The sequence below is a fragment of the Bythopirellula goksoeyrii genome, assembly GCF_008065115.1.
In the GTDB taxonomy this organism is placed as follows: domain Bacteria; phylum Planctomycetota; class Planctomycetia; order Pirellulales; family Lacipirellulaceae; genus Bythopirellula; species Bythopirellula goksoeyrii.
This window is the reverse complement of sequence record NZ_CP042913.1, coordinates 152,744-176,435: the sequence shown is the minus strand read 5'-3', so window position 1 is coordinate 176,435 and position 23,692 is coordinate 152,744. Positions and strand designations below refer to the sequence as shown.

The following is a 23,692-nucleotide window of genomic DNA, read 5'->3' as shown; positions in this document are numbered from 1 at the left end:
CTCGTCTACGTAACTTGCAAAGCACGATTGCGGTACAAGAACTCGATGAGATTGCCTTCGTGGGGTTGGAGCCAATCGACCTGAGGGGTGGGAATCGAACCAAGGTTAAGCCGATCGATGTGAGTACATGCTATTAAGTCGCGGAGAAAGGATTCATCGTTGGTAATCGCGGTGCCAACTAGTGTGGGGCCGATACGTGCAATCATTTCTTGTTGTGGACATCGCACAACGCTTACCATAGGAAACATATACTCGACATTGGCTGCGGGCGAGTCGGGGCTATCGCATTCCAATACGGTGGGAAGCAAATAGTCGCATGTTTCTCCCTCAATCAAGCGGGGACCAGCTTTTGCAGTGGCATGGCGTGCGCCACCGCTTTCGATTAATTTTTCGATTGAATTCCAGACAGCCGGGGCGACCTTGGGGGTGGTAAATGCCGCTAGGCAGGCCTGCGGATCATCGGGAGGGAGGACCTGGATTGGTCCCAACTTCTCGGCCAATGCATCCGCAATTTTCGCAGTGTGCCGTGAAGCGTAGATGCTTGAACAGTTGATGCAACTTCGTCCTCCATTGCGGACCACACTATCAACCATCATATCGAGGTATTGCGGCCAATCGTCGACCACATCGTCGCCCAGCAGAATCTTGCTATAGCCGGGACCATGAACCTGCACCTGGGGGTTTCCGGCGTATTGGTCGATCGTTTGGGGACCGCCGAAAATCATGCTGCGTCGATGGGAGGCCAGAATGGCTCCTCCAAGTTCGGCACCTGGTCCCGGATAGAGTGAAATCGCCTCGGCAGGGATTCCAGCAGCGACCATCGCGGCAGCGACACGGTAGGGTGTCCACGGTTCTTGCGAGCCGGGTTTCAGCGCCAGACCGATCTGCAAAGGGATCACAGGAAGCCAAAGGGTGTGGACTCCAGGGGAATTCGAAGGGAGCACGGCCCCTAAAACGTCGGTCTGCGCCTGGTAGCTAACAGTTACGCCACGACCTTCGTCACCATAACCACGCGCGAGAATGTTGAGATCAAGCCCGCGTGTGAGGGCATCGAGAATCTTATCGATGTTTTTTAGCACAAAGGCATTTTTCGTGACGTTGGCCGCACACATCGAGAGCGGCATACCCGTGGTAGCCGACTGCTGAGCGATAAAGTCGGTAGGTGCCTGCTGGCTATCTCCAACAGTGAGAGTGCCATTCTCAAACAACTCGCCAGCTTGTTTGCATTTTTCGATAAGTTCTGCAGGCGAGAGTTCACGCAGTGCCTCTCTAGCCTGTCGGGCCTGCCTCGCATCGCGACGGATAATTCCCGCACCGACCGTATGGACTTTGGCGACCGGTTCCCCGGTAAGAAAGTGCGAGATTTCTTCGACTTCGAGAGATTCGTAAGGTTTGCCCCATCTTATAGCCGGAAGCGTAATCATGGATGATTGCAGTTAGTTGAAAGATGAATCGGATTTAATAGACGCCAACCGTGGTACTATCGGCCAATCGGCTGAAGGGTCGCACACCGCTCACACCATCCCAGGGGTATTGCTCACAGGGTGGTTCTCGTTCGCCTTCGTCCCGTTCAAGAAATCCTGGCACGAAGAATTCTGGAGTGAGCGTCGTTAGTTTTACGCGTCCCGTCTCGCCAAAATCCACCAGTCGGTCGGTATCGTCAAAATCGACGACTTCTATTACTGCGCGAGGTTGGGGGGCATGGTACGTTATCTTGTAGCCGTTGTCCTTAGTTACCAATTCGCTACAGGCCAGTCCCATCAACGTATTTCCATAGGTGGGCGTCATGTAGATGCCGCTCTCTTCAGGGGGGCCTCCAAAAAGCTCTTCGACACAGAACTTCGTCCACTGCGGCGTGAACTCTGTGCCACCAGAGAAAATACCCGTGATCCCCATTTCGCCCAGCGTTGTCCCACGTTCTTCAAGTTCCAGGCACAAGGCCTCGATCAATTTGGGAGTGCCGAACATGCACTTCACATCGTGTCCAGCTCCCAGGATGGATATTGCTTGATCGATGCAATGTTTCTTGTACTCTTTGAGGTGCTCCATCCAGCCTTTTTTAATGAGCTTGATCACCCAGCGGGGATCGAGATCGATACAGAAGCAAATTCCACCTCGATGCTGCGCGAGATGTTCCACAGCTAGCCGCAATCTCCGCGGGCCAGAAGGGCCGAGCATCAACCAATTGCTTCCCGGTGGGAAATACTTGTCAGGCAAGGTATCACTGAAGAGCGAATAGTCAGTGCGGAAGTCCTCCATGGCGATTCGGCTCTTCGGGATTCCGGTGGTACCGCCAGTTTCGAATACATAGACCGGCTTGCCCACAAGACCTTTCGGCACCCACCGCGTCACCGGACCACCGCGCAACCATTCGTCCTCGAACGGGTCAAATTTCTTCAAGTCTTCGAAACAATGGATTTCTGTGAGTGGATCAAACTTGAGCTTTGCCTTCTTCTCAAGCCAGAAGGGACAACCCGTAGATTCGTGAAAATGCCAGGCGACAGTTTCCACGGTGTGAGCATCAAGTTTCTGTCGCGCTTGATCGATTGCCGTGGCTGAGGCAGGGGCAGAAGGATTCATGGGGAGGGTAGAGGCGAGCGAGGGATTGAGAGGGGAGTAATTGACACACTCCACAAGCTATACCACCGGGCAACAACTGGCAAGTCGATGGTAGCCAAGACCAAGCTGTGCACAATTTCTTGACAGGGCATTTGCTCGTATTACATTGCCGGAACTCGTCTGAATCGTTCTGGCATACAAAGTTCTCAAATAACTATGCCGGATCGGCTTGAGAAGTAGCGCTGGGGATACTGCTCAGTTGCGCCAAGACTTGAATGACCCCATTGAGATGCGCCAGACGGGGGCCAAATCGATCTACGAATTCGTTGAGTACGAATTCACCGTCAACCAGTTCTTCGGCAGTGTCGTTGATTTCCTCGGTCATGCGTTCTAGATACTCGACCTGTACTTTGCTGAGGACTTCAGCTGCCTGACGGCAAGAATCAGAAAGTTGAGGATTGGCACTTCGCCACTGATGCAGCTCTTGGGAACGCTGTTTGTGGGAGGTGGCCATCACGGCAACCAATTCTTCTAAGAGTTCGTTCGTGCGATCTTGTGCCGCCAGGACATCACGCAATAATTCCGACTGATCCCCTCCGGGATTAGCGGCTCTGTGAGAACTGCTTCCCGCACTAACATCTAACTGGGAAAACACAGCGGGAAGCGAATGACTTTGAGACATCGAAGAATCATTTCCTTTCTTCGGGTTGCCATGGAGCAAACCCATTGCAGACTTTCATGCCCGCGCTAGTCAAATTTGTCCGTCAATCTCTCGCCCAACAATCAGTCCGGAGAGGAACTGCATCATATGAGAATGCCAAACAATGAATTTGTGATAATACGAACGAACAGTATCTCGAACAAGATCTCCGGCGACTTCATGTCGCCTGACGCTATGGTCGTTGTGCGTCGCGACAACGAGTTCTCGTCCAATCTGCCGCTGCGTTTTTTGTTGCTTCGATTGTGCCATTAGGTTGGCAAAGCCAGAAGCCCCCGGGATGGCTTGCTAGGTCAGCGGTTGCCCCAGCAGCCATAAGTCCCATTCTAACGAAACTTGAGTAGATTTCTAGCGTTTGGAAAGCCTGTATTTGTCCTCGGGAGGCTAAAGTTGGCCCTCCCTGGGTCCCGATGAGTGGAACGACCGGTGTGCCTCTTCTGGTCAAGCTGCCATGTCCCCGTGGCCCTTCGAAAATACCCCCTTGGATGAACATCAAAGTGTCTAAATCCTTACCTGCCATTGGTTTTGTGACGGCCCTCGAGGACGAGAATCATGGCTATTTTGGCGGATATCTGGTGCTTTCTTCACTGGGGAGGCCCCTGGAATTTCACTGCAGCACGCCGGTGCAGCCGAATCAGGCCCAGCGAATACTGTATGGTGCGACTCTAAGGGACTATGTCCTGGCTGATCTAATTGGGCAGACTTTGCTGGCCAAGTCCCAGCTACCAGTGCAAGCGGTCTTGACCGATCAGCGCGAAATGCTTGGGCTCAGCTTACTTTGTGACGAAACGATCGCTTGTGTCGAGCCTGCAGGTTGCAACGACGCTCAGGCCGAGGCGTCAAGCGGCCCTTTGTTGGTGCTAAGCGACTATCAACTAGTTGGTACGCCGAGTTGCGTATGGCAACCGGAGGCGTTTCAGACGTTGCTTCTTTCGCTGATTTCCCATGTCGATTTGATGGAACCCTTTGAGCGCATTCGCGCAGCCATCCGCGAAGCTCAGCGTATTACCGATCCTGCTCCAGACTCTCAGCTTGGTCTTGCCGATGCTGCTTGATCCTCAGCCTCAAAATATACTGTCTCGATCTTCACATCAGCGACCGGCGATTCACTCTTTTGTCGGAGATGTGTTGCAGGCTGAATTTTGCGAAGTTCGAGAACTGACGGCCGCATTTTCATTCGACCAGGAAGTTGAATGTGTGGAGATTATGTCGCGACTAGACGAGCTCGCGGCTGTGACTGTGCCTTTGGCATTCCCTCGTGTAAAGACCGTTGGAGTAACGTTTCCCGCTGCGAGAGAAATGTTGGCGAGCAACGCTCCCAAAGAGCGAGTTCCGAAGCCAACGCCAGCGACTCCTCCAGTCGTTCCCTTGGACGAGCATGTCGTTGAAGGGGGTGACTTGAATGAAACTTTTGTACCAACAACTTGCACTCGAATTCGTCCACCGCGTGATGTGGTGAAACTGGAGGACCGGCTTTACTATCTCCTGCAGCCTCCGCTGGAGCAGGTTTTTGCTACTGCAACTTTGGAGTTTCCTTTTCGTCCTTTCAAATATCAATTCGATGGCGTAGCATTCTTGTACCCACGGAATGAAGCGGTGCTGGCCGACGAGATGGGACTTGGCAAGACGATGCAAACAATCGTTACGATGCGGCTGATGGTGCAGCAGGGCCATATTCGTCGAGCCCTCTTGGTGTGTCCCAAGCCGCTCGTCACCAATTGGCAGCGGGAATTTTCCTTGTGGGCACCGGAGCTTCCCATCACAGTGATCGAGGGGAAGCAGTCCCGTCGGGAATGGCTTTGGGAGAACGCCCGCGAAGGAGTGTTGCTGGCCAACTACGAATCACTCGTGCGTGATCGCTCTTGCCTCGATGCCATTGAGGAACCCTTCGACTTGGCCGTGATCGACGAATCGCAGCGGATCAAGAACATATCAGGGACCACAAATGAAGTCGTGTGCAGTATCCCCCGCAAGCGGAGCTGGGCACTAACTGGCACACCAATCGAGAATAGTATTGACGATCTGTTAGGTATCTTTCAATTCGTCTCACCAGGTTGTTTACGACCGCAGATGAAGATTCCCTCGATTCGTGAGGCTGTGGGGGATTACATCATTCGCCGTACCAAGGATCAAGTCCTCACCGATTTGCCGCCTAAAATGTTCCGCGATGCCGACGTCGAACTCACGCCCGAGCAGCAGTTGTCGTACGAAATGGCTGAGAAGGAAGGGGTTATTCACCTTCAAGAGCTTGAGACTTCGCTGACGATTCAGCATGTATTTGAGCTGGTGATCCGGCTCAAACAGATATGCAATTTTGATCCTATTACCGGCGCCAGTGCGAAGTTCGATCGCCTAAAAGTAGATCTCGAAGAGTGCCGAGCGAGTGGCCGCAAGGCAATCATCTTCAGCCAATGGACGAAGACCCTGTTTGAATTGCGCGACCGGCTGCAAGAATTTGGGCCACTGGAGTACCACGGCAAGATTCCTTCTCGACAACGAGACGGCGTGATCGAGACGTTTCGCAACGACCCTTCGAAGCATGTGATCCTAATGAGCTATGGCGCGGGGAGCGTCGGCCTCAATTTGCAATTCGCTGGCTACGTGTTCCTCTTCGACCGTTGGTGGAACCCGGCAGTGGAAGACCAGGCGATCAATCGGGCACATCGCATTGGTGCTACTGGGCCAGTCACGGTGACTCGTTTTCTGGCAGCTGGCACTATCGAGGAACGCATCAACGCCGTACTTGAAGAGAAGCGTCAGCTTTTCAATGCCGTATTCGACGGTTCCACGGTTCGCAAACAAGGGCTTTCGCGTCAAGAAATCTTTGGGCTCTTTGATCTGCGGTTTCCCGAGCCTAGCGGCTTAGAAGAAGCGGCGTAGGAGTGAATCGAGAGTCTGCTCGATTTCTGCTAGTTCATCTTGTGTAAGTTCTCGTGACTCGCGATCCGTCTTCGGCTCAAAACCGAACCAGGTCAAATGCACTGGCCAATGTCTGAGCTCTCCGGTTTCATTCACGCGCTGCATGATCCGCAATCCCCAGAATGCTCCGTAGGCATTGCGGAAGCTGAGCCAGCGTTGCGTGAGTTGGTTGATTGATCTGTCCTCTGGGACTTTAGTCCTTCTTAACATCACCAATACCGAGGCAACGAGAAGACTTCCCAGGGCGATTGAGAAACGCCAGGGTGAGGATAGCTCGTGTTCCAGGTATTCGCCTAGTAACAATCCTTGCCCCGCTGCCGTAAATAATGCAGCCAACCAGTGGCGAGTTGGCAGATAGTTCAGCAGTCCCAGGACGATGAGCGCAAGGAGGAATAACCTCCAGGCGGCGAACAACTCCAGACGTGGGCCAGCCGGTAAAGCGAGCGCCTGAAGTGCGGGCCAGACCAGAATCAGCCAAAGCGTCGCTACGACCCATTGCCAACCGAGGTTCTGCGGACGCTTGGCTCCAAGCACGGCCATGAGGGGGCAAAACGTGCTGCAACCGACAATATACCAGATCGCTGCTTGAAGTAGCTTGTTTTGTATTAGTGAGTCTTCTCCCAAGTAGAACGAAGCTATCAGGAGCAATAAGGCCGACAGCGTTGCCCAATTCAGGGGGGCTGTGAGAGTGGTCCCTTTGGCTGTCGTACGATCGACGAGCAAGACCCCCAGCAGGAAGGTGGCCAACACAACCTCAACTAATTGTGGCTGATTCGGAATCCCTCCAATCGTCATGACTGGTTCTCTCGTCCAAGCGATGCTGCTCTGAAATCACAAAACACGGTGTATGCCGATTATAACGTCCGGGTAAGGCTTTGGGATCAGAAAAAATGTGCTTGTTGCGTTTGCTCAACACGGTTGAGTAACGCATGCTTCGACAGTGAAACGTTGTGCTTCAGAGTAAAACATTCGCTAAGGAATAAAAATCAAACAGGCACGAAAAATAGTGTGCCTGACTCAACCGTTCGTCCGTGCCGGCATCCGCCGTGAGCCTACTGGGGAGTATGGCTCGCGACAGCGAAGTCGGTTGACTGTGGGCAGGCTCTCGCTTCGAGAGCCTGCCCGATTTTTTTTTGATTCTCCAAGGGCTCACCCTAAAACGCCTGCTCACTCTTTCCAGAGGTGGCGAACCCTATTCGATACGGTAGAGATGAGTGAAGCTCCGCAGAATGAGTGCATCATCTATGACCGCTGGCGAGGCATTGAAACCGGCGGGAAACTGTTTTTCTGCGACCAGTTGATATTCATCCCCCGCTGCAATCACCAAAACTAATCCCTCTTTGCTTAAGAAGTAGAGGTTTTCGCCGGCTAGTAGAGGTGATGCCCAGTATTCTCCAGTCGAACGCTTGACCCAGATGGATTCGCCAGTTAACGCATCAAGACACGATATCACGCCACTATCATTGATCATGAAAAGTCGGTCATTGGCGACTATCTGCGAAGAACGGTGAGGAACAGCTTTTCCCGTACTCCATGCGACACGCGACTCGGTGATGTCGCCGGTACCCTCGGGGGCCACAGCCAGAAGGCTCATGTCACCCTCGCCTGCCGCAATGTAGACCAGTCCGTTCTCGTAAATCGGTCGAGCAGCGGCATTCATTCCTTCGTGATGAACTCGCCAGAGTTCGCTGCCGTCTTCAGGGTTGTAAGCGATTGTCTCGATTGCTGCAGGACAGATCAGTTGCTGCTGACCTTCGACTTCGATCAAAGTCGGTGTACAGTACGCTTTCTTAAGATCGCCCTCTTCGGTCCCATAATCGATGTCTCGATTAGTTTTCCACAGTGTCTTGCCTGTGTGTTTATCGAGTGCGACGACGTATTGGTTGTCAATGCCGTCGAACAGGAGGAACAGTCGATCTCCAGCCACAACAGGTGATGAGGCAGGTCCACGAAAATCCTCGCAGACAAAATCGCGACGTTCCCAGAGCTTCTCACCAGTGGCCGTATCGAGGCAGGCCGTACCATACTCACCGAAATGGACGTAGATGCGACCTTCTTCAATAAAAGGCGTACAAGAGGCGTAGCTATTGGTAGGGTGGCAGTATCTCGGCTCAGCCACCTCAAGCACCAAAATATCATGCTCGATGACACCCGTGTCAGCCTTCACGCATACGGCATAGAGTTTCTTGCCATCCTCCGTGGCCGTGGTGAGCCAGATTTGCTTCCCCCAGACGACGGGAGAGGACCAACCCTTATCGTGAATCGCAGCCTTCCAGGTGACTTTCTCAGTGTCGCTGAATTCGGTGGGGAGCGTAGCCGAGGTTTCGCCGTCGCCATTTGGACCACGGAACTGATTCCAAAAAGGCTCAGCGCACGTACTTTCCACCACGGTCAAAGAAGTCACTGCAAATAGCAAGTAGTAGACGATAACGCGTGATGAGAGCGAACTCAATAAAGTCGACATAGTGACATTCCTGAGGCAAATCGCAGCATTCAATTTGCTGGTGAGCTTCAGGATGTCTGAAGTCATGGATTGCGTCAAGCCGCACCGTTTCTTAATTGAGTACAGTTAAGCGATTGTTCCTTCCACTTCATGCACAACCACAATGTCGTGCACACCGCTTGACATTTTCTTATTGCCCTGGCCTGCCGTGAGATGAGAACCTCCGACAATCACAATGCGGTCTCCCTTGGCAGCCAGGCCCACCCGACAGGCCCATTCGTCGGTGTACTTGATGAGTTGCTCGATGTTTTCTGCAGGTGCGTTGCGAAGCGGTGTGACGCCCCAGTAGAGGCACATGAGTCGCAGAGTGGATTCCTTGCTACTCACTCCAATCGTGGGACTAAAATTTCGCTGCTGGGACAATGCCAGGGCAGTACGTCCGGAGTGACTTGCCACGACGACAAGTTTGGCGTTCAGGCTTTGAGCCATCGTGCCTGCTCCTCGAACGACTGCAGCCGTGACTTCGTGCAAACCCCCTGCGTTTTTCTTGGCAGACTGCCTGATGGGAAGACCTTCCAAGCTTTTTTCGGTTACTTGGGCGATCCGGTTCATCATCTCAACCGCTAGGCGGGGGTGTTTCCCAATTGCGGTTTCACCGGAGAGCATACAGGCATCCGCTCCATCGAGCACGGCGTTGGCCACGTCGGTAGCTTCTGCGCGGGTTGGCCGCTGTGATTCATGCATGCTGTCGAGCATCTGCGTGGCGATGATAACAGGTTTGTGATATTCGTGACAAACTCGAATGATGCGTTTCTGTGCCAGGGGCATTTCGGCCACGTCGATTTCCACACCGAGATCACCACGGGCGACCATGATGCCATCCGCTTCTGCGACGATTTCCTCAAGTCGCTCCAGGGCCTCTCGCTTTTCAATCTTGGCTATCACTCGCGCGGTAGAACTGTTCGAACGGATGATGTCCTTGAGTGTCCGGACTTCATCGGGAGAGCGCACGAAGCTCAGGCTTACAAAATCGACCCCTGTCTTCGCGGCCCAGATTGCATGCTGATGGTCTTCCACGCTAATGGCCGGTGCACTGAGTTTTACTCCCGGCAGATTGATGCCCTGACGACTACGGATAATGCCATGCTGCTGGACACGTAAGCGAGCCCGATCTGGAAACAACTCTTCGACCAACATACTGACGGTGCCATCGGCAAACATCACGAGATCGCCAAGAGAAAGTTCGTCGACCAGTGCTTGATAGCTGGTAACCAGTTCATTGGCAGCCGAAGGGTTCTGTTTGACCAAGAAGAACGTCTCGTCTCGACCACAGAAAATTCCTTCGTCAGGCAATTCGCCCAGGCGAAACTTGGGGCCAGCTAAGTCTACCAAGATCGCTAAAGGTTCATTGATATCTTCGCTCACCTGTCGGATGTGATCTACATGAGGCTGTTGTTGCTCCGGACCAGCATGTGCCATGTTGAGACGAAAGACACTAACCCCACTTCGTGCGAGAATCGCGAGTTGCGAGGGTTCGCAGCAAGAAGGCCCTACCGTGGCAACGATCTTGGTGCGTGCCTTTTCGACACGGTTGAGGGGAAGATTGTACTCATCCATAAGTTTTCCTAATTCGCTCGAACGATCGCTAGGCGCAGCAGGCGGGACAATAGATTGGGAGGTTGGCAGGAAGTCGGTGCAAAGAATCGTCATCTCTATTGTGCCTTAATGTCCAGATAATGGAATACGGTGTAAAGTTGAGGCTGGTCGCAAAAAGCGTGCTAGAGCAATAGGAACTGCCTGCTTGCTTGGATTCAACTGTTAAACCATACTTCCATGACTTAGAGAATGTGTCGTTTGCTGGTGTTCTAGGGTGAAGTATAGGGAGATCAGCACATAGAATAAGCATTACAGATACTACCAGACCCTCTCGACCGGGGGTTAATAGCTACCCCAAGTGCAATGTCGAATTACTGGCAAAACAAAACCTGCCTGGTAACCGGTGCTTCCTCCGGATTGGGGTTGGCGATTGCGCGTAGCCTCGCGACCCATGGAGCGACGGTCCTACTCAATGCGCGTACTAAAGCACCACTTGAGCAAGCAGTCGAAATATTGGCGGCAACGGGAAGCAATGCAATTGCCTTGCCAGGTGATGTGACCGATCAGTCGGATGTCGAGGCGCTAGCGAGTGAGGTCCAAGAGCGATTTGGTGGACTGGACTTGCTTTGCAATTGCGCTGGTCGATCCGCACGGGGAGAAGCAATCGACACAACCCCCGAGAACTTTCAGGACTTGTGGGAGATAAACTTCCTTTCAGTTGTCCGCATGACCCGTTCATTTGCGCCTCTGCTGATCGACGCAGATGGGCATTTGGTGAATATTGGCTCACTGGCAGGCAAGGTGGCACCTAGATATTTAGGTGCCTATCCGGCCAGTAAATTTGCTTTGAGCGCCTATTCGCAGCAACTTCGCATTGAGCTTGGACCTGAAGGTTTGCACGTATTGTTGGTCTGCCCAGGGCCCATTAAACGAGATGATGCTGGGCAGCGGTATGCTGACACTTCTACTGTCATCCCTGACGCGGCACAGAAGCCGGGGGCAGGTGCGAAGCTTCGCGGGATTGAACCAGCTTGGCTCGCCGAAAGGATTCTTGCCGCCTGCGAGAAGAAGCAGCTTGAATTGGTGGTACCTGGAAAAGTCCGCTTGTTGATGGCAGTGTCCCAACTTTCCCCGAAGCTAGGGGACTGGATTTTGAAGAAATCGACCTCTGGTTAAATTGGCCGATTTTCTTTTTTTGCATTTTTCTCTGTTGCCAAAATCGGAGTTCGTGTTCAGAATACAGACATGCAGGCAACTTACGGTTACTTTTGGTTTAGTTCCACTCGCTCCTTCTTTTTTACAAGAGGTGGCGGGGCCGGAGGTAATGCGTAGCTGCTAAGCAAAGATACGTAGACAACACTCAAAAGCCCCGAGCACCTCAACGGTTCTCGGGGCTTTTTTTGTTGGAAGAGTGAATAAGTGAGTAAGTGAGTAGGTGATTTAAGATGGCTTACGAGAGTCGGTTTCGTCTGGATGATTTTGAGCTGTACAAGCAGGCACGTGATTTTCGCAAACGGCTTTACGTACTTATCAACTCACTTCCTTCAAATGAGAGGTTTGCCCTGGCTGATCAAATGCGGAGAGCTGCTATCTCAATTTCCAATAATATCGCGGAAGGACATGGCAGATGGTACTACCAACAAAACATCCGATTTTGCCGAATATCGCGCGGTTCCATAGAGGAAGTCATTGATGACTTAAACATTTGTTTCGACGAAAACCATGCGAGCGAAGATCAACTAAACAGCCTCAAAGAAAACGCTCTACAACTAATTGCCCGCATCAATAGCTATATTGCCTACCTTCGAAAATCCAAACAGGGCATACCCGACGAACCATAGTATCGCCCCAACTTACTCACTTACTCACTTACTCACTTACTCACTTACTCACTTACTCACTTACTCACTTACTCACTTACTCACTCCCCCCCCACCGGAGCCCCCCATGATTATCGTAATGAAACGTAGTGCCTCTCAGGAGGATATTGACACCATGATTGCAAATGTTGAAGGTCTTGGCCTCAAGGCCAATGTCATCCAAGGAACTGAGCGAACCGTAATTGCAGCGGTTGGCGAAGAACGCGTCGCTGGGATCAGTTCCCTGGAGAGTGGTCCAGGGGTAGACGAAGTGCTGCCCATTCTTGCACCGTACAAGCTAGCCAGTCGTGAGCTCAAGCCAGAAAGCAGTACCGTCACTGCCGGCAGCCTGTCGGTAGGAAACGGCACAATCGGCGTGATGGCTGGTCCTTGCTCCGTGGAAACGAGTGAGCAAATCCTTGCCTGCGCCCGAGCCGTCAAAGCATCTGGGGCCTCAGCCTTGCGTGGTGGAGCATTCAAGCCCCGCACCAGTCCCTACAGTTTCCAGGGCCTTAAGGAAGATGGCCTCAAAATGTTGGCGGCCGCTCGCGACGAAACCGGCCTGGCTATCGTCACAGAGGTTGTATCTCCCGATGACGTCGACCTGGTCAGTGAATACTCGGACGTCTTGCAGATCGGTGCGCGAAACATGCAGAATTACCGCTTGTTGGAAGCCGTCGGTAAATCTCCCCGGGCAGTGCTCTTGAAGCGCGGACCGAGTGCCACGATCGACGAATTCCTACTTGCCGCGGAGTACATTCTTGACGGCGGCAACCTCAACGTGATGCTCTGCGAACGTGGAGTGCGCACCTTCGAAAGCCACACACGGTTCACACTTCCCTTGGCGACGGTCCCCTACGTACAACAGCGCACCCACTTGCCAATCGTCGTAGATCCCAGTCATGGAACGGGCCACACAAGCCTTGTCACAGCCATGTCCAAGGCCGCAATCGCTGCCGGTGCCGACGGCCTGATCGTCGAAGTCCATCCGAACCCCGACAAGGCAATGAGTGATGGCTATCAATCGATGAACTTCGCCCAGTTCGAGCAGATGATGACCGAATGCCGACGAATCGCCGAGGCGGTGGATCGTGAGCTAGGAGCGATGGTGGCGGTATAGCCGCTGATTCGTCGTCGGCTACGACGAGGATGTGCCGCGCAATTGAATCGATTCCAGCTTCCGGTACTTAGTGACGTAGCGTGGGACCCTGTCCCGCGTAATTGATCTTCACTCCACTCGCGTCAGGGTCCCAAGCTACGTTCCCGATCAAAATCCCATCCCGCTGCTTGCCACGCAGGATTGATCCAGCGGTGCCACGCACTGCGTGCAATTCCCGCCCGTTGAGGATTGGCCCCGATGTATTGGACGACGCGATACAAATGCTCAGTGTCGCGAATGATCCGATCGTAGAACTCGGCTTGCCATAAACTACCTGTCGTCTTGTGACGCTTGTTCACAAACTTCGCGGACAGGCGTTTCATGGAGCCTACTTCGTCTTCCAATTCGTAGGAAGCGAAAGGACGAATGACCATGTGACAGTGATTGGCCATGATCACAAAGCAACCCAGTTCATAGCGTTCTCCGTGGAAGTTTAGAATAGTCCGGCGGAATTCGACAGCGTACTCTGGCTGAGCAAGCCAACACTCGCCATAGCCGGCGTCCATCCACTTTTCAACCTTACGAAAGACTGTCCGCGCGTAGTCGTTCCACGCCGCTTCATCGCGCGGGGGTGGATTCCGCGCCTCCCATTCTCGCCGCATCGCGGCCAGTTCGTTTCGCTTAGCGGTCGGCAAGGCATCGGCCAGATTGAAGGTAACGAAGTAGGTCGCCCCCTCTTGCCGCCAGTGCGGCAGGTTCCGCGTATAAACCCGCACCGGCAAAGCCGGATGAAGACCTCGAAACCCCGGAGGCGGATCCAAGTTGAAGGACATAGAGAACACCCCCGTAGAGTGGGACCCCGTCCAGCGTTCCAACAACGTACCTACGTTTCTACATTAACTCGGGACAGGGTCCCAAGCTACGCTCTATCAAGTAGCGTTGGTCCCCGACCCGCGTTTCTTCCCTCCAATTTCACTCGGGTCGGTGACCCAAGCTACCCTATGCCACTCGGGTCGGGACCCAAGCTACCATTTGGTAAAATAGGTTCACTCCGTGGCACAAAAATCGTTGTAGAACTCGCCCACCCAATCGCGATAATAGAGCTCGCAGCATTGTCTGATAGGTCTTTGAAAACTGAACCGCAGGAAGAATGCCAAGCAATTTTCTTAGCAGGCACCTACCTGAACGCAGCCGTTCCCTCTTTGCACCGTAGCAGGGACGCCGCTAGCGATCCGTCTGTTGTCGCCAAGTCCTGGAGGGCTTGAAGCACCAGGTATTTTGTCCCTCACGAGGGTGGGTTATGTTTACAAAACTATTCGAGAATCTCGCTAGAACACGGGAAAGAGAACGATTCCGATTTAGTTTTATATTTTTGTTTTGAGTTTCGATAAGAATGGCCAGGACAAAATTCCCCGGCACGGTGCGCAAGAGCAAGCAAAAATTCGTGAGTTTTCACTAGCCGCTGCTTGCGGCTTGGCGGTCTATCACTTGGCGATGCACGGCAGCGGGAGCGCGAATATAGACCAGTTCATTGCCCGAATCGTGAATCACGATGGCATTGCCGTCAGTTTCCTTCGGCCAAAGTTTGGCAGGATAGATATCCAGCAAGGGTTCGCTATTCACAACATCCTGCGAAGTGATTTGGACCGTCCCGCCGGGGCCAGCGCGCCAGCCCAGTTCTAATGGAGTGAGTACGGCTTCAAGAGCCGCACGCCAGGGCTGATTGGTGATCTGGCAGGTGATCCGCGAATCGGGCCACAGATTCACTGTCGCCAGTGCAGGCCAGTCTACAAACACGGGCAGACCCATTTCGCTTTGCCAATAGCGAAAGACTTCGGCAAGGGGAGTCTCATGGGAAAAAGTGAACGTTGTGGGTGCAGATACTCGCTCTGCTATCTGCAAGCCATGGGGCTTGCCGCCAAGTAGCCGGGCCGGATAGCGACTTCGAAGTGGTAATTGCTTCGCCAGGCGAATCCGTTCCAAGAAAAATAGAATATGGAAGTGAACGCCCTGAGCCTGATTGATTTCAAGCTCGTTGGTAGTCGCAGAAATCGTGCCGATACCCCCTGCCCCGTCCCAGCTTTCAGGAGCAATCAGTTCTTCAATCCACTTGGCAAAGTCTTCTGAAGTGGTTTGGGGACCTATCAGATCGTCAATGGGATAATCGATCTTGCGGACCCTCTCAGCATCTTCTCGCACAATCACTACTTGAGGCCCGTCGGTGGTAAATTCAAGATGCAGGGGCTTCAGAACTTGGGAGAGGGCCTCCTCAAGATGTATCTCGTAGACATCGATCGAGACTTTTTTATTGGGGGATACGCCCGCCATCTGCAACTCGACGGGAGCCACACTGAGAGGTACACCAGAGAGACTGCTCATCAAATCCATAAAGTCCGTGAGGGTCACATCTTTCGCTACTAGTGAGGGGATCTTGTGTTGAAGTTGCTCCTCCGCCGAGCGATCGAAAATGAGTCCGGGGCTATTCTCGCTCAAGCGAACTACTGTGGGCTTCCCGATGGGACGCGGCTTCTCGAAGTTGTTTTCTGGTTCGACAGCAGTCTCAGAAGGCGAGGCAGTTGTTGCGGTTGCAGTCTCTTCGCTAGTCCCAAGATCCTCCAGGTCCATTTGCTCTAGGTCGAAGCGGAGAGGGTCAAATTTGCGAGCGATGCGGGGTTCGTCGGGCGGTTCCACGACGAGCTTGGGTGTGGCAGTGTCCTGCGTTAGATTTTCGGTCGGGGCAACCCTAGTGTCGACAGTATTTTCGCCAGCGGGATGCGGTTTCGCAGGGGGTATGCTTGGGGGTGGAGTGGCTGCCGTTTCAGCGAGGGGCTCCTCAGGAGAAGTTATGACTGGACTCTGGCGATCCTGAATCGCCCCGGGTTCCTGCTTTTCGCTGGGTACAGACGGAGTAGGTTCTTCTGCTGTCCTGGTGGGAACTTCGGCGAATTGAGGATTCTCGGAATCAACCACGATGGCAGGTTCGGAGAACTCTTGATGACGCAAAACAAGGAACGCACTGGTGACACTCGCACCAATGACGAAGCTGGCGATCCACCACAGGATCGTCTTGTGGCCCGCTGCCGCTGTATTTACGGCAAGGCTTGCCATCTCGTCCAGCGGTGGACTCTCTGCTGTAGGAACATCAGCCGATGGCGTCTCGTAGTCGTAGCTATCGGGAACAACTGGAGCTGGCTGTTCGACTGGCTCGGGCAATTGCGCTGCGGGAGCCTGACTCAGGGCCGAAGATGGCGTTTCAGCCTCTGGCGCAGCGACGAGAACCATACTCTCGCATTTGGGACAAGCTACGATCTGTCCGATCAAGGCAGCATTGCGCACCGATAGCTTGGACTGGCAAGTGACACACGTAACTTTGAATAGTTCCACGGTACTCAGTTTCTCTGTTCACCGAGAAGGGCGAGTTGCAGGCAGGTTGAACAAGATCAAATTGCAGCAGATTGATCTCAGACAAGACTGCTCATTCCGACTTGTTCCATTATAGTCGATCTCTAAGTAGGAAGGGAAACTTTGGCAGCAAATACAAGTCGTGCAATCGAGCCGGTACTCGGCCCCATCTCAGGAGTGCACCCGACAATTGTAGGTCACAACGTGGCCTTTCCATGAGCAAAATGCCATCGAAAACGACGTTTGATCCGCACTTTCAAGGGTGTTTTCAGCAGAATTTCCGATTGCAAGCGATGATTGAATTGGTAGAATGTGGAATTGTTACTCAATGAACCCTGCTGTCCTGTGAGGATTGTTACCCTGTGAAACCTGCCCGATCTCCCCGATTTCAGAAGCGTAAAGTCACTAAGAAGGTTGCTAAGAGAGACCCCATCTGCATCGATGGTGAGCGTCCTCGGCCGATGTTTGTCGACTACAAAGACTTGGATATGCTCAGCAAGCTGACCAATCGCCACGGTCGCATTGTTAGCCGTCGCAAGACCGGTTGCCAAGCGACCAGCCAACACGCCGTTTCCAAGGCGGTCAAGCGTGCCCGATTTATGGCATTGATGCCTTACGTCGGTAGCTGAGGCTAGCGCATCTTACTGGTGCGGTGACGATCTAGTGCTTTGTCTTTGCTAAGAATTAGGGTGCGAGACGTCGCAAACTTAAACTTGTAAAAGAGTTGTGACGTCTCGCGCCCTAATTTTAAGAGTTGTCAAAGCACTAGGATCACCTCCTCATGACCGAGCCTTTCCGTACCCAGCGACTCGTGGAGTTCCACGACACGGATATGGCCGGAATCATGCATTTCGCGGCCTTTTTTCAGTACATGGAATCTGCGGAGCATGAATTCGTTCGATCTCTAGGTTTCAGTGTTCACTCTCAAATCGACGGGGAGACGATCAGTTACCCTCGAGTTGCCGCCTCTTGCGATTACCTCTCGCCCGTTCGTTGTGAGGAGGTGCTCGATATTTCCATTCTCGTGGAACGTCTTGGGAAGAAGAGCATCACCTATTCATTCGAGATGGCTTCGAACGGCCGAGAGATCGCTGTAGGAAAAATCACTTGTGTTTGTTGCCGGGTGACACCAGGCAAGGCGATAACTTCGGTTCCACTGCCCACAGAGGTTCGAGAGAAGTTGCTGGCTTTTGTCGCCTAATCTTTGCCCCGCTTGTTCTTTATCAAGGATGCTTGGCCTCATGCCTTGGGCCTGTCAGAATGATGGCATGGTTTCCCTACTAGCAGATTCACTCTCGAAGTCTTACTCGACTCCAGATTCTGAGCTGGATGTTCTTGTCGATGTTTCTTTGAGCCTTGCTGCCAGTGAGAATCTGGCGATCCTGGGCCCTAGCGGTTCGGGAAAAAGTACTCTTCTAGCTATTCTTGGCACTTTGGATCAACCTAGTTCAGGAACGTTGAAAATTGGAGACGCGGATCCCTTTCAATTACCTGAGCCACAATTGGCGGAGTTTCGCAGTCGGCAGATTGGGTTTATATTCCAGGATCATCACCTGCTGCCGCAATGTACGGTACTGGAAAATGTGTTAGTACCATTTCTGGCGAGTGGTTCGGCGGGCGCAGTTGAAATTGATGAAGCGACTCAGCTCATCGGTCGAGTAGGCCTAGCGGATCGACTACTACATCGACCGGCCCAACTCTCTGGCGGCGAAAAACAACGAGTCGCTATCGCCAGGGCTCTTGTACGCAAGCCGATACTTGTGCTGGCCGACGAACCCACGGGAAATCTCGATAGCAGAACCGCTGAGGAGGTTTCCCGATTGCTGCTAGAGTTACAAGTCGAGCAGGAGTCGATGCTCGTCGCGGTGACACACAGCCAGCAATTGGCCGATTCAATGCAACGCCGCTTGCACCTTGATAATGGACAACTCGTGGAGCATGTCTGAGAGTTATTCCGCTACATTGAGCGAAAGAGTGTGAGCCGTCATGGTGCCACTCCCTTCATTGCAGACGACTAACAGTGGTTTGTGGAGTGGATTCTGCGAAGCAGGAATGAAGAGAAGCCCCTCTGGCGCACGATCTCGAAGTTCTGGCTCAGCATTTGGTTGCAAGTAGCCGAGAAAACTTGGGGAACGAGGGTTGGAAACATCATAAAACATTACGCCCCCTGTTCGTTCCAAGCTAATAGCAGCGATGTGTCTTCTATCGAGCGAAATGAGAGTGACGTTTTCAGGTTCAGGGCCACGAGTTGTGCTGCGATTGTCTGGAACACTAGGCAGATAGCTATCGACATTGAACAGATGGGGGGCCTCACGTGCGACGGTTTGCTCAAATCCGTTGCCACTGTCGAAAACGAGTTCCAGTTCATCAGGGGTTCGTCGCCAAATAGAAAACGACCTGGTGCCAAAGCAGACGAATTCGTCAAGATCGCCGTCGCCGTCCAGATCCCCTGCCGATCGAGAAATCTCTAACCGAGCCAGATCGGGATGGTTCGTCAAATGACGTGCAGGGTTGTTGCGATCCACGAGTATACCATTATCTGCGATTGAGCCGATTAGAATCGGTTCGCAAAAATTGGCATAGTAACGTGGATCGCCCTCGTTGGCCGTTACGAGATAGGATTCATCTTTGTGCTCAAAAGTCGCAATGCCGTCAGGCTGAAATAATCCAGCTACAGGCCAGTGTCGAATTCGGACTCCACCGTCCTGGTCACTTACATCGAGCCCTGTACCCGCTGAGGCAGAAACGAGTCTTGTTACTGAATTATTACCTCGTACTCGAAAATCCTTCAGTCCTAGTGGATAGATCGTAGTGATCTCAGCATGTTCGATGTCCAATTCTGCGATTGCATTATTCTCTTGCAGCGTAATCCAAGCTTTCTTGGAGTCGGCACTGACGGCAATGTATTCTGGTTCTAGGTCCTGGGCGACACTTGCGATTCCATCGTCGTTGCCCTGATTGGGGCCAAAGACACGAACTCCATCAGCGATCAGTTGCTTTTTCTGCGAATCGAACTTTGTGAAGCGGACTTCTCGCGCGGAGGCATCTTGCCAATCATCACCAGGAGTGATGATTGTGACTGAACCTTCGGGATCAAAGGAGTAGTCGTCATTCGGCTCCCCTTCGTTGGCGACTAATAAACTCTTGCCATCTGGTGTGAAAGTGACCATGTCAGGTAGAAAGCCTGCTGAAGAAGTTGCCAATTCGACCAATTGATTCGAATCGTAGATCGTGATGATCCCTTTTTCGTGCTTATCATCCGCAGCCCAAGCAACAGCCAGCATTCCCCCTGAACAAGTAACACTGGTCGGGTGATACCCAGCAGGATGCTCTATGCTACCTGTTTGCTGTCCCGTGGAGACATCGACCACATCGATCCCGACTCCTGTAGTTACGAATAGCTTGTGAGTCTCCGAGCAATGCGCAGCAATCTCGCAAGATTCACTAGGGGCTGCGTATCGCCAGCCGAGTTCAGCGACGAGATCACTTGCCTGTGATTTAGGTAGTAGGAATTGCGTAGCGCAAACTGCAATAAAGCAAACTTTACTTAAAGTTATCACGCGAAGGTCCCGTTGTTTCGACTCACCAGATGGTGGGTTCCTGTGCAAACTTGATCATTTCACTCGCCCGACGTTCTGTCGATGGGTCTAGTTTGTTAAAGGATTGTTAAGACTGTATGCAGGGAATGTTATTGAATTGTGAAGAAGTGATGATTTTTGAAGGATGTCGAGCCTAGGGCGTTGTGACGCATGCAAGCGACGATACGATGAGCGCATATCACCAACCCTGGTGACCTTGCGCACGAAGGACGTGTGAATCATGAAAACTTTGGAACAAAGAAATGCATTTAATGAGGACGTTGCGGCAATCAGGTTTTGCTTGCTTTTTGCTTTGCACTGTGAATTCGCAGGCCAGTATTGGCCAGATGTTCATCAATGAAATCTATCTCGATCCCCCCGGTAGTTCTGGTGATCTAGTGTTCGAGTATGTCGAACTGCGTGGGCTGCCAAATGCATCTTTGGCTGATCACTATCTGATCGTGCTAGAAAATGAAACCAGTGCTACTGCCAATCCAGGCGAGATCGAAGCGATATTCGACCTGGGTAGTTTGAGTACTCCATTTCTGGGAGCAAACGGTTTTCTAACACTGCGCCAAGCGGGAGGAAATTATTCAGCCTTCGATTCGCAGGCTACTAATCTGGACAATACTCTGAGTAGCTTTACCTGGGGGTCGGGGCCTACGACTAGCTCCGTTGGATTCTCTGACGAAGGTAACAATGGCGTTCTAGAGAACAGCGGCGGCACGTTTATGCTGGTGAAGAACAACGGAGGCTCAGCAACAATCCCATTTATCCCCGCTTTGCCTGATCCCTTGATCGATCTAGATGTCGATGATGACAACGAGCTTGATGCAGGAACAATTCTCGATAGCTGGACAGTTTTCGATTCCATTGGAATCAATGGAGAAGCCAGCGATATCAATGGGCTCCTATACGCACCCATCAACTTTAGCGCTGGGACGCCTGATGGTGGCGGCAATGTCCCTGCAGGTGCCACCTTTATCGATGCAGGATTCGAAATCGAGTATTTCGGCCGCTGGGGCAACAGCACAGGATCGTCCGCCGACGACTGGCATGTCAGCAATCTGACCAACGACAATGCATCTGGATATCAAAGCACCGGTGACTTTCGACAATCTGCTGAGCCGCACGGAGTTGATGCAGTTGGACAATTCGTAGAGACCAGTCAGGGAGTCCCCTATAGCATGAACCTTACAGGAACTATGGGGTCAGCCAATCTCTATATCGAAGATGGCGATTTCGATGCAATCTACAATGGTGACCAATATGTCTTCGACGGTGATGTCGACGGCAGCGATTTTCTCACTTGGCAGCGAAATTTTGGATTCGGTGATGGTCAACATGCTACCCGCCGGCATGGTGACGCGAATGGAGACCGTACCGTTGAGGGTGCAGATTTAGCACTTTGGCGTACCAACTACGGGACAGGGGCAGGTGCTTTGGTTGGCATTGTAGTAGCCGTCCCTGAACCGTCCTCCCTTGTTCTCTTGGTTTTGGGAAGTGTCGCCTTATGGCGGAAGCGCCGCGAATAAAATTTCGATCCTGTGGAATCTGATACGAGTAAATCATTGCTTGGAGGCATCTATGTTTCGTACTAAAAAGCGCCGACCGTGTGGCTCGCTCAAAGCGTTCACCTTGGTCGAGTTGTTGGTTGTTATCGCCATTATTGGAGTGCTAGTTGCTCTCTTGTTACCGGCAATTCAGTCTGCTCGTGAGGCAGCCCGCAGGGCCCAGTGCATGAGCAACCTGAAGCAGATAGGATTGGGCATGCTCAACTACGAGAGTTCACGCAAGAGCTTTCCACCCGGGCAATTTAAGCCTGCCGGACTTACGGAAAAGCGTGCCCTCTCCTGGTCGGTTTGGCATCTGCCCTACATCGAGCAGCAAAGCGTATTCAATCAATTCGATCTAAAGTTTGGTGTAACCGAATTACCAAACAACCGCCCAGATCTCACGGGGCCGTCCAATACGGTGATCGATGTCTATCGTTGCCCTAGTACAGGTCGCATACAGAATTTTCGAGGAAACGATGGTCGACTCACTGGCCTGCCAGAGGCCTCAGGCTCCTCCGGTCATACGGGCAATGGACTTGGTACCATTGATTATATGGGAATCCGTGGACCTGATTGGGATGTCATAAACAAAGTCTCAGGAATTACGTACGGGACTGAAGGAGGGAGCAATTTCACGAGCCTTAAACTGGATCGGGGAATTCTGATGTATTTGCAATCGGGGGGGCTCTGTTTAAACAAGAATGAAACATGCTCATCCGCAGTAGTTCGGTTCAAAGAGATTACCGATGGTGCCACTTACACTATCCTGATTGGCGAATCGAGCGGTCGCGGTGCTGAGGAAGGTCTCAAATGCAACGGCGAGAATACGTTGTCAACGGACGAGTTTTCAGGCGCCTGGGCTAGTGATAAGAATATTAGCCGAGTGAAGCTAGATCCTGAGAGTCCTGTTTGTGGGGAAAAGATCTCGGCGATTAATCCCGCTGCCAAGTATCAATTTGCTTATGAGGAATTCTTCTCTGACCATCCTGGCGGCGTTCAGACGCTTCGCTGCGATGGCTCGGTGCAATTCCTGCGGGACGACACTGAGCGTGACGTCTATTTCGCTCTATGTACGCGGAATGGCGAAGAATTGATTTCGGAATGATTTGCACTACCGCCTGGGTGTCGCCACATCGTCAAACCTCCGCAGCTAAGCAGGAACAGCAGGACACTTGTTGGCTCGGGGATCGAGGTCACTACGATGCCCTGGAGTCGCGATCCGTCTCCCACGTCATTGGGAAATTGAGGAAAACGTGGATTGGTCCTGTAGTTCGGCACATCGGCATAGTTGCCTTCGCCATAGGTGAGTGTAAATACCTCATCCGCAAGGTATGGATAGTTGATCCCTGTTAAATCATCGTCCTCGAATTGACACTCGATAGGGTTTGGCACGTTCAAGTCGGTCAGATGATATCCTTGTAGATCGAGTCGGTATTCGGCCTGGGAGTCAAAGATAGTGATCTGATATCCATTGGGAAAGGTCAATATGAAGTATTCGAGTGTCTCGTCTTTAACGCCATCAAACAAGATGTCGTTGAGTACACCTGCCTGATTGAATGAGAAAGTGAGAGACTCACCAAGGCTGGTCGAATTGTGGCTTCCTTCGAGAAGATTGAATTTAGTTCTGTCACCTGTTGCAGTCCCATCGATTGCATCTGATAGACTTCTTGAATCGATACCTAGTCCTTGTGCGTCGCTATCGTCTAACAAGGTGCCTATAGGTGCAGCCATGAAAGTTGCTGTAGTGCCCTCAGAGACAATATTCGCCATGGGTTGTCCCACGTAAGCATTGTTCTCGCCCCCAATGTCGGTACCAAAGTGAAAGCTAATAGCGAAGGTATTGGACTGAGAAGATAGTCCCGCAATTAAGACCAGTACGCAGCGTAATATTGGGTTAGTCATAGGAATTGTCCTTGAATTCGTATAAAAACAATCCCCGTTCTGAAAGGGTTCAGAACGGGGT

At 52.3% G+C, this 23,692-nt stretch carries 20 protein-coding genes; 10 read left to right on the top strand and 10 right to left on the bottom strand.

The window, feature by feature from the left end:
• Positions 1 to 5: 5 nt before the first annotated feature.
• The 3 genes from Pr1d_RS00690 to Pr1d_RS00680 all read right to left on the bottom strand — a co-directional run bounded on the left by Pr1d_RS00690 (position 6) and on the right by Pr1d_RS00680 (position 3,241).
• Complete coding sequence (locus Pr1d_RS00690) at positions 6 to 1,424, bottom strand: aldehyde dehydrogenase family protein (protein ID WP_148071704.1); 1,419 nt, start codon at positions 1,422 to 1,424, stop codon at positions 6 to 8.
• A gap of 34 nt (positions 1,425 to 1,458) precedes the next feature.
• Positions 1,459 to 2,580 carry a hypothetical protein gene (locus tag Pr1d_RS00685; RefSeq protein ID WP_148071703.1) on the bottom strand — a complete coding sequence of 374 codons (1,122 nt, stop codon included), beginning with the start codon at positions 2,578 to 2,580 and terminating at the stop codon, positions 1,459 to 1,461.
• 193 nt (positions 2,581 to 2,773) lie between these two features.
• Complete coding sequence (locus tag Pr1d_RS00680) at positions 2,774 to 3,241, bottom strand: hypothetical protein (RefSeq protein WP_238476604.1); 468 nt, start codon at positions 3,239 to 3,241, stop codon at positions 2,774 to 2,776.
• A gap of 533 nt (positions 3,242 to 3,774) precedes the next feature.
• On the opposite strand from Pr1d_RS00680, the gene Pr1d_RS00675 reads away from it, so the two are divergent.
• Together Pr1d_RS00675 and Pr1d_RS00670 are read left to right on the top strand one after the other, a co-directional pair.
• Positions 3,775 to 4,332: a hypothetical protein gene (locus tag Pr1d_RS00675; protein WP_148071702.1), complete on the top strand. Its 558-nt coding sequence runs from the start codon at positions 3,775 to 3,777 to the stop codon at positions 4,330 to 4,332.
• Positions 4,333 to 4,483: 151 nt separating this feature from the next.
• Positions 4,484 to 6,157: a DEAD/DEAH box helicase gene (locus Pr1d_RS00670; RefSeq protein ID WP_238476603.1), complete on the top strand. Its 1,674-nt coding sequence runs from the start codon at positions 4,484 to 4,486 to the stop codon at positions 6,155 to 6,157.
• Here Pr1d_RS00670 and Pr1d_RS00665 read toward each other — a convergent pair.
• The 3 genes from Pr1d_RS00665 to pyk form a co-directional block, all read right to left on the bottom strand.
• Positions 6,140 to 6,991 carry a hypothetical protein gene (locus tag Pr1d_RS00665; protein ID WP_148071700.1) on the bottom strand — a complete coding sequence of 284 codons (852 nt, stop codon included), beginning with the start codon at positions 6,989 to 6,991 and terminating at the stop codon, positions 6,140 to 6,142. The genes Pr1d_RS00670 and Pr1d_RS00665 overlap by 18 nt on opposite strands.
• A gap of 397 nt (positions 6,992 to 7,388) precedes the next feature.
• On the bottom strand, positions 7,389 to 8,660 hold the full coding sequence (locus Pr1d_RS00660; protein ID WP_148071699.1) for a PQQ-binding-like beta-propeller repeat protein: 1,272 nt from the start codon (positions 8,658 to 8,660) through the stop codon (positions 7,389 to 7,391).
• Positions 8,661 to 8,765: 105 nt separating this feature from the next.
• Positions 8,766 to 10,349, bottom strand: a complete 1,584-nt coding sequence (gene pyk, locus Pr1d_RS00655) for a pyruvate kinase (RefSeq protein ID WP_238476602.1) — start codon at positions 10,347 to 10,349, stop codon at positions 8,766 to 8,768.
• Between the two features lie 249 nt (positions 10,350 to 10,598).
• On the opposite strand from pyk, the gene Pr1d_RS00650 reads away from it, so the two are divergent.
• The 3 genes from Pr1d_RS00650 to aroF all read left to right on the top strand — a co-directional run bounded on the left by Pr1d_RS00650 (position 10,599) and on the right by aroF (position 13,214).
• Complete coding sequence (locus Pr1d_RS00650) at positions 10,599 to 11,411, top strand: SDR family NAD(P)-dependent oxidoreductase (RefSeq protein WP_148071698.1); 813 nt, start codon at positions 10,599 to 10,601, stop codon at positions 11,409 to 11,411.
• 269 nt (positions 11,412 to 11,680) lie between these two features.
• Positions 11,681 to 12,076: a four helix bundle protein gene (locus Pr1d_RS00645; protein ID WP_148071697.1), complete on the top strand. Its 396-nt coding sequence runs from the start codon at positions 11,681 to 11,683 to the stop codon at positions 12,074 to 12,076.
• A gap of 106 nt (positions 12,077 to 12,182) precedes the next feature.
• Positions 12,183 to 13,214 carry a 3-deoxy-7-phosphoheptulonate synthase gene (gene aroF, locus Pr1d_RS00640; protein ID WP_148071696.1) on the top strand — a complete coding sequence of 344 codons (1,032 nt, stop codon included), beginning with the start codon at positions 12,183 to 12,185 and terminating at the stop codon, positions 13,212 to 13,214.
• A 122-nt stretch (positions 13,215 to 13,336) separates the two neighbouring features.
• Here the strand turns inward: aroF and Pr1d_RS00635 are convergent, their stop codons facing one another.
• Positions 13,337 to 14,026, bottom strand: coding sequence for a transposase (locus Pr1d_RS00635; RefSeq protein ID WP_148071695.1), 690 nt, complete (start codon positions 14,024 to 14,026; stop codon positions 13,337 to 13,339).
• 622 nt (positions 14,027 to 14,648) lie between these two features.
• Positions 14,649 to 16,577: a hypothetical protein gene (locus tag Pr1d_RS00630; protein WP_148071694.1), complete on the bottom strand. Its 1,929-nt coding sequence runs from the start codon at positions 16,575 to 16,577 to the stop codon at positions 14,649 to 14,651.
• A gap of 380 nt (positions 16,578 to 16,957) precedes the next feature.
• On the opposite strand from Pr1d_RS00630, the gene rpsR reads away from it, so the two are divergent.
• The 3 genes from rpsR (at position 16,958) to Pr1d_RS00615 (ending at position 18,541) form a co-directional block, all read left to right on the top strand.
• Positions 16,958 to 17,224 carry a 30S ribosomal protein S18 gene (gene rpsR / locus Pr1d_RS26185; protein WP_238476601.1) on the top strand — a complete coding sequence of 89 codons (267 nt, stop codon included), beginning with the start codon at positions 16,958 to 16,960 and terminating at the stop codon, positions 17,222 to 17,224.
• Between the two features lie 152 nt (positions 17,225 to 17,376).
• Positions 17,377 to 17,796: an acyl-CoA thioesterase gene (locus tag Pr1d_RS00620; protein WP_148071693.1), complete on the top strand. Its 420-nt coding sequence runs from the start codon at positions 17,377 to 17,379 to the stop codon at positions 17,794 to 17,796.
• Between the two features lie 40 nt (positions 17,797 to 17,836).
• Entirely contained in the window at positions 17,837 to 18,541 is a 705-nt protein-coding gene (locus Pr1d_RS00615) for an ABC transporter ATP-binding protein (protein WP_238476600.1), read from the top strand.
• Between the two features lie 3 nt (positions 18,542 to 18,544).
• Here Pr1d_RS00615 and Pr1d_RS00610 read toward each other — a convergent pair whose 3' ends face one another.
• Positions 18,545 to 20,155, bottom strand: coding sequence for a choice-of-anchor I family protein (locus tag Pr1d_RS00610; protein ID WP_148071692.1), 1,611 nt, complete (start codon positions 20,153 to 20,155; stop codon positions 18,545 to 18,547).
• A gap of 365 nt (positions 20,156 to 20,520) precedes the next feature.
• On the opposite strand from Pr1d_RS00610, the gene Pr1d_RS00605 reads away from it, so the two are divergent.
• Positions 20,521 to 21,708 carry a PEP-CTERM sorting domain-containing protein gene (locus Pr1d_RS00605; RefSeq protein ID WP_168204985.1) on the top strand — a complete coding sequence of 396 codons (1,188 nt, stop codon included), beginning with the start codon at positions 20,521 to 20,523 and terminating at the stop codon, positions 21,706 to 21,708.
• Positions 21,709 to 21,760: 52 nt separating this feature from the next.
• The gene (locus Pr1d_RS00600) at positions 21,761 to 22,834 is read left to right on the top strand and encodes a DUF1559 family PulG-like putative transporter (RefSeq protein ID WP_148071690.1); all 1,074 of its coding nucleotides are present in this window, start codon (positions 21,761 to 21,763) and stop codon (positions 22,832 to 22,834) included.
• On the opposite strand, the gene Pr1d_RS00595 is transcribed toward Pr1d_RS00600, so the two are convergent.
• Entirely contained in the window at positions 22,786 to 23,631 is an 846-nt protein-coding gene (locus Pr1d_RS00595) for a PEP-CTERM sorting domain-containing protein (RefSeq protein ID WP_148071689.1), read from the bottom strand. The two genes, Pr1d_RS00600 and Pr1d_RS00595, sit on opposite strands and share 49 nt — an antisense overlap.
• Positions 23,632 to 23,692: the final 61 nt, after the last annotated feature.

Bases quoted from the DNA above. Each gene is read 5' to 3' on its own strand.
- Pr1d_RS00650 (WP_148071698.1), top strand. From the start codon at position 10,599: ATGTCGAATTACTGGCAAAACAAAACCTGCCTGGTAACCGGTGCTTCC.
- Pr1d_RS00635 (WP_148071695.1), bottom strand. From the start codon at position 14,026: ATGTCCTTCAACTTGGATCCGCCTCCGGGGTTTCGAGGTCTTCATCCG.
- Pr1d_RS00600 (WP_148071690.1), top strand. From the start codon at position 21,761: ATGTTTCGTACTAAAAAGCGCCGACCGTGTGGCTCGCTCAAAGCGTTC.
- Pr1d_RS00620 (WP_148071693.1), top strand. From the start codon at position 17,377: ATGACCGAGCCTTTCCGTACCCAGCGACTCGTGGAGTTCCACGACACG.
- Pr1d_RS00670 (WP_238476603.1), top strand. From the start codon at position 4,484: ATGTCGCGACTAGACGAGCTCGCGGCTGTGACTGTGCCTTTGGCATTC.
- Pr1d_RS00660 (WP_148071699.1), bottom strand. From the start codon at position 8,660: ATGTCGACTTTATTGAGTTCGCTCTCATCACGCGTTATCGTCTACTAC.
- Pr1d_RS00665 (WP_148071700.1), bottom strand. From the start codon at position 6,991: ATGACGATTGGAGGGATTCCGAATCAGCCACAATTAGTTGAGGTTGTG.
- Pr1d_RS00595 (WP_148071689.1), bottom strand. From the start codon at position 23,631: ATGACTAACCCAATATTACGCTGCGTACTGGTCTTAATTGCGGGACTA.
- aroF (WP_148071696.1), top strand. From the start codon at position 12,183: ATGATTATCGTAATGAAACGTAGTGCCTCTCAGGAGGATATTGACACC.
- Pr1d_RS00605 (WP_168204985.1), top strand. From the start codon at position 20,521: ATGTTCATCAATGAAATCTATCTCGATCCCCCCGGTAGTTCTGGTGAT.
- Pr1d_RS00690 (WP_148071704.1), bottom strand. From the start codon at position 1,424: ATGATTACGCTTCCGGCTATAAGATGGGGCAAACCTTACGAATCTCTC.
- Pr1d_RS00685 (WP_148071703.1), bottom strand. From the start codon at position 2,580: ATGAATCCTTCTGCCCCTGCCTCAGCCACGGCAATCGATCAAGCGCGA.
- Pr1d_RS00680 (WP_238476604.1), bottom strand. From the start codon at position 3,241: ATGTCTCAAAGTCATTCGCTTCCCGCTGTGTTTTCCCAGTTAGATGTT.
- pyk (WP_238476602.1), bottom strand. From the start codon at position 10,349: ATGACGATTCTTTGCACCGACTTCCTGCCAACCTCCCAATCTATTGTC.
- Pr1d_RS00645 (WP_148071697.1), top strand. From the start codon at position 11,681: ATGGCTTACGAGAGTCGGTTTCGTCTGGATGATTTTGAGCTGTACAAG.
- Pr1d_RS00615 (WP_238476600.1), top strand. From the start codon at position 17,837: ATGCCTTGGGCCTGTCAGAATGATGGCATGGTTTCCCTACTAGCAGAT.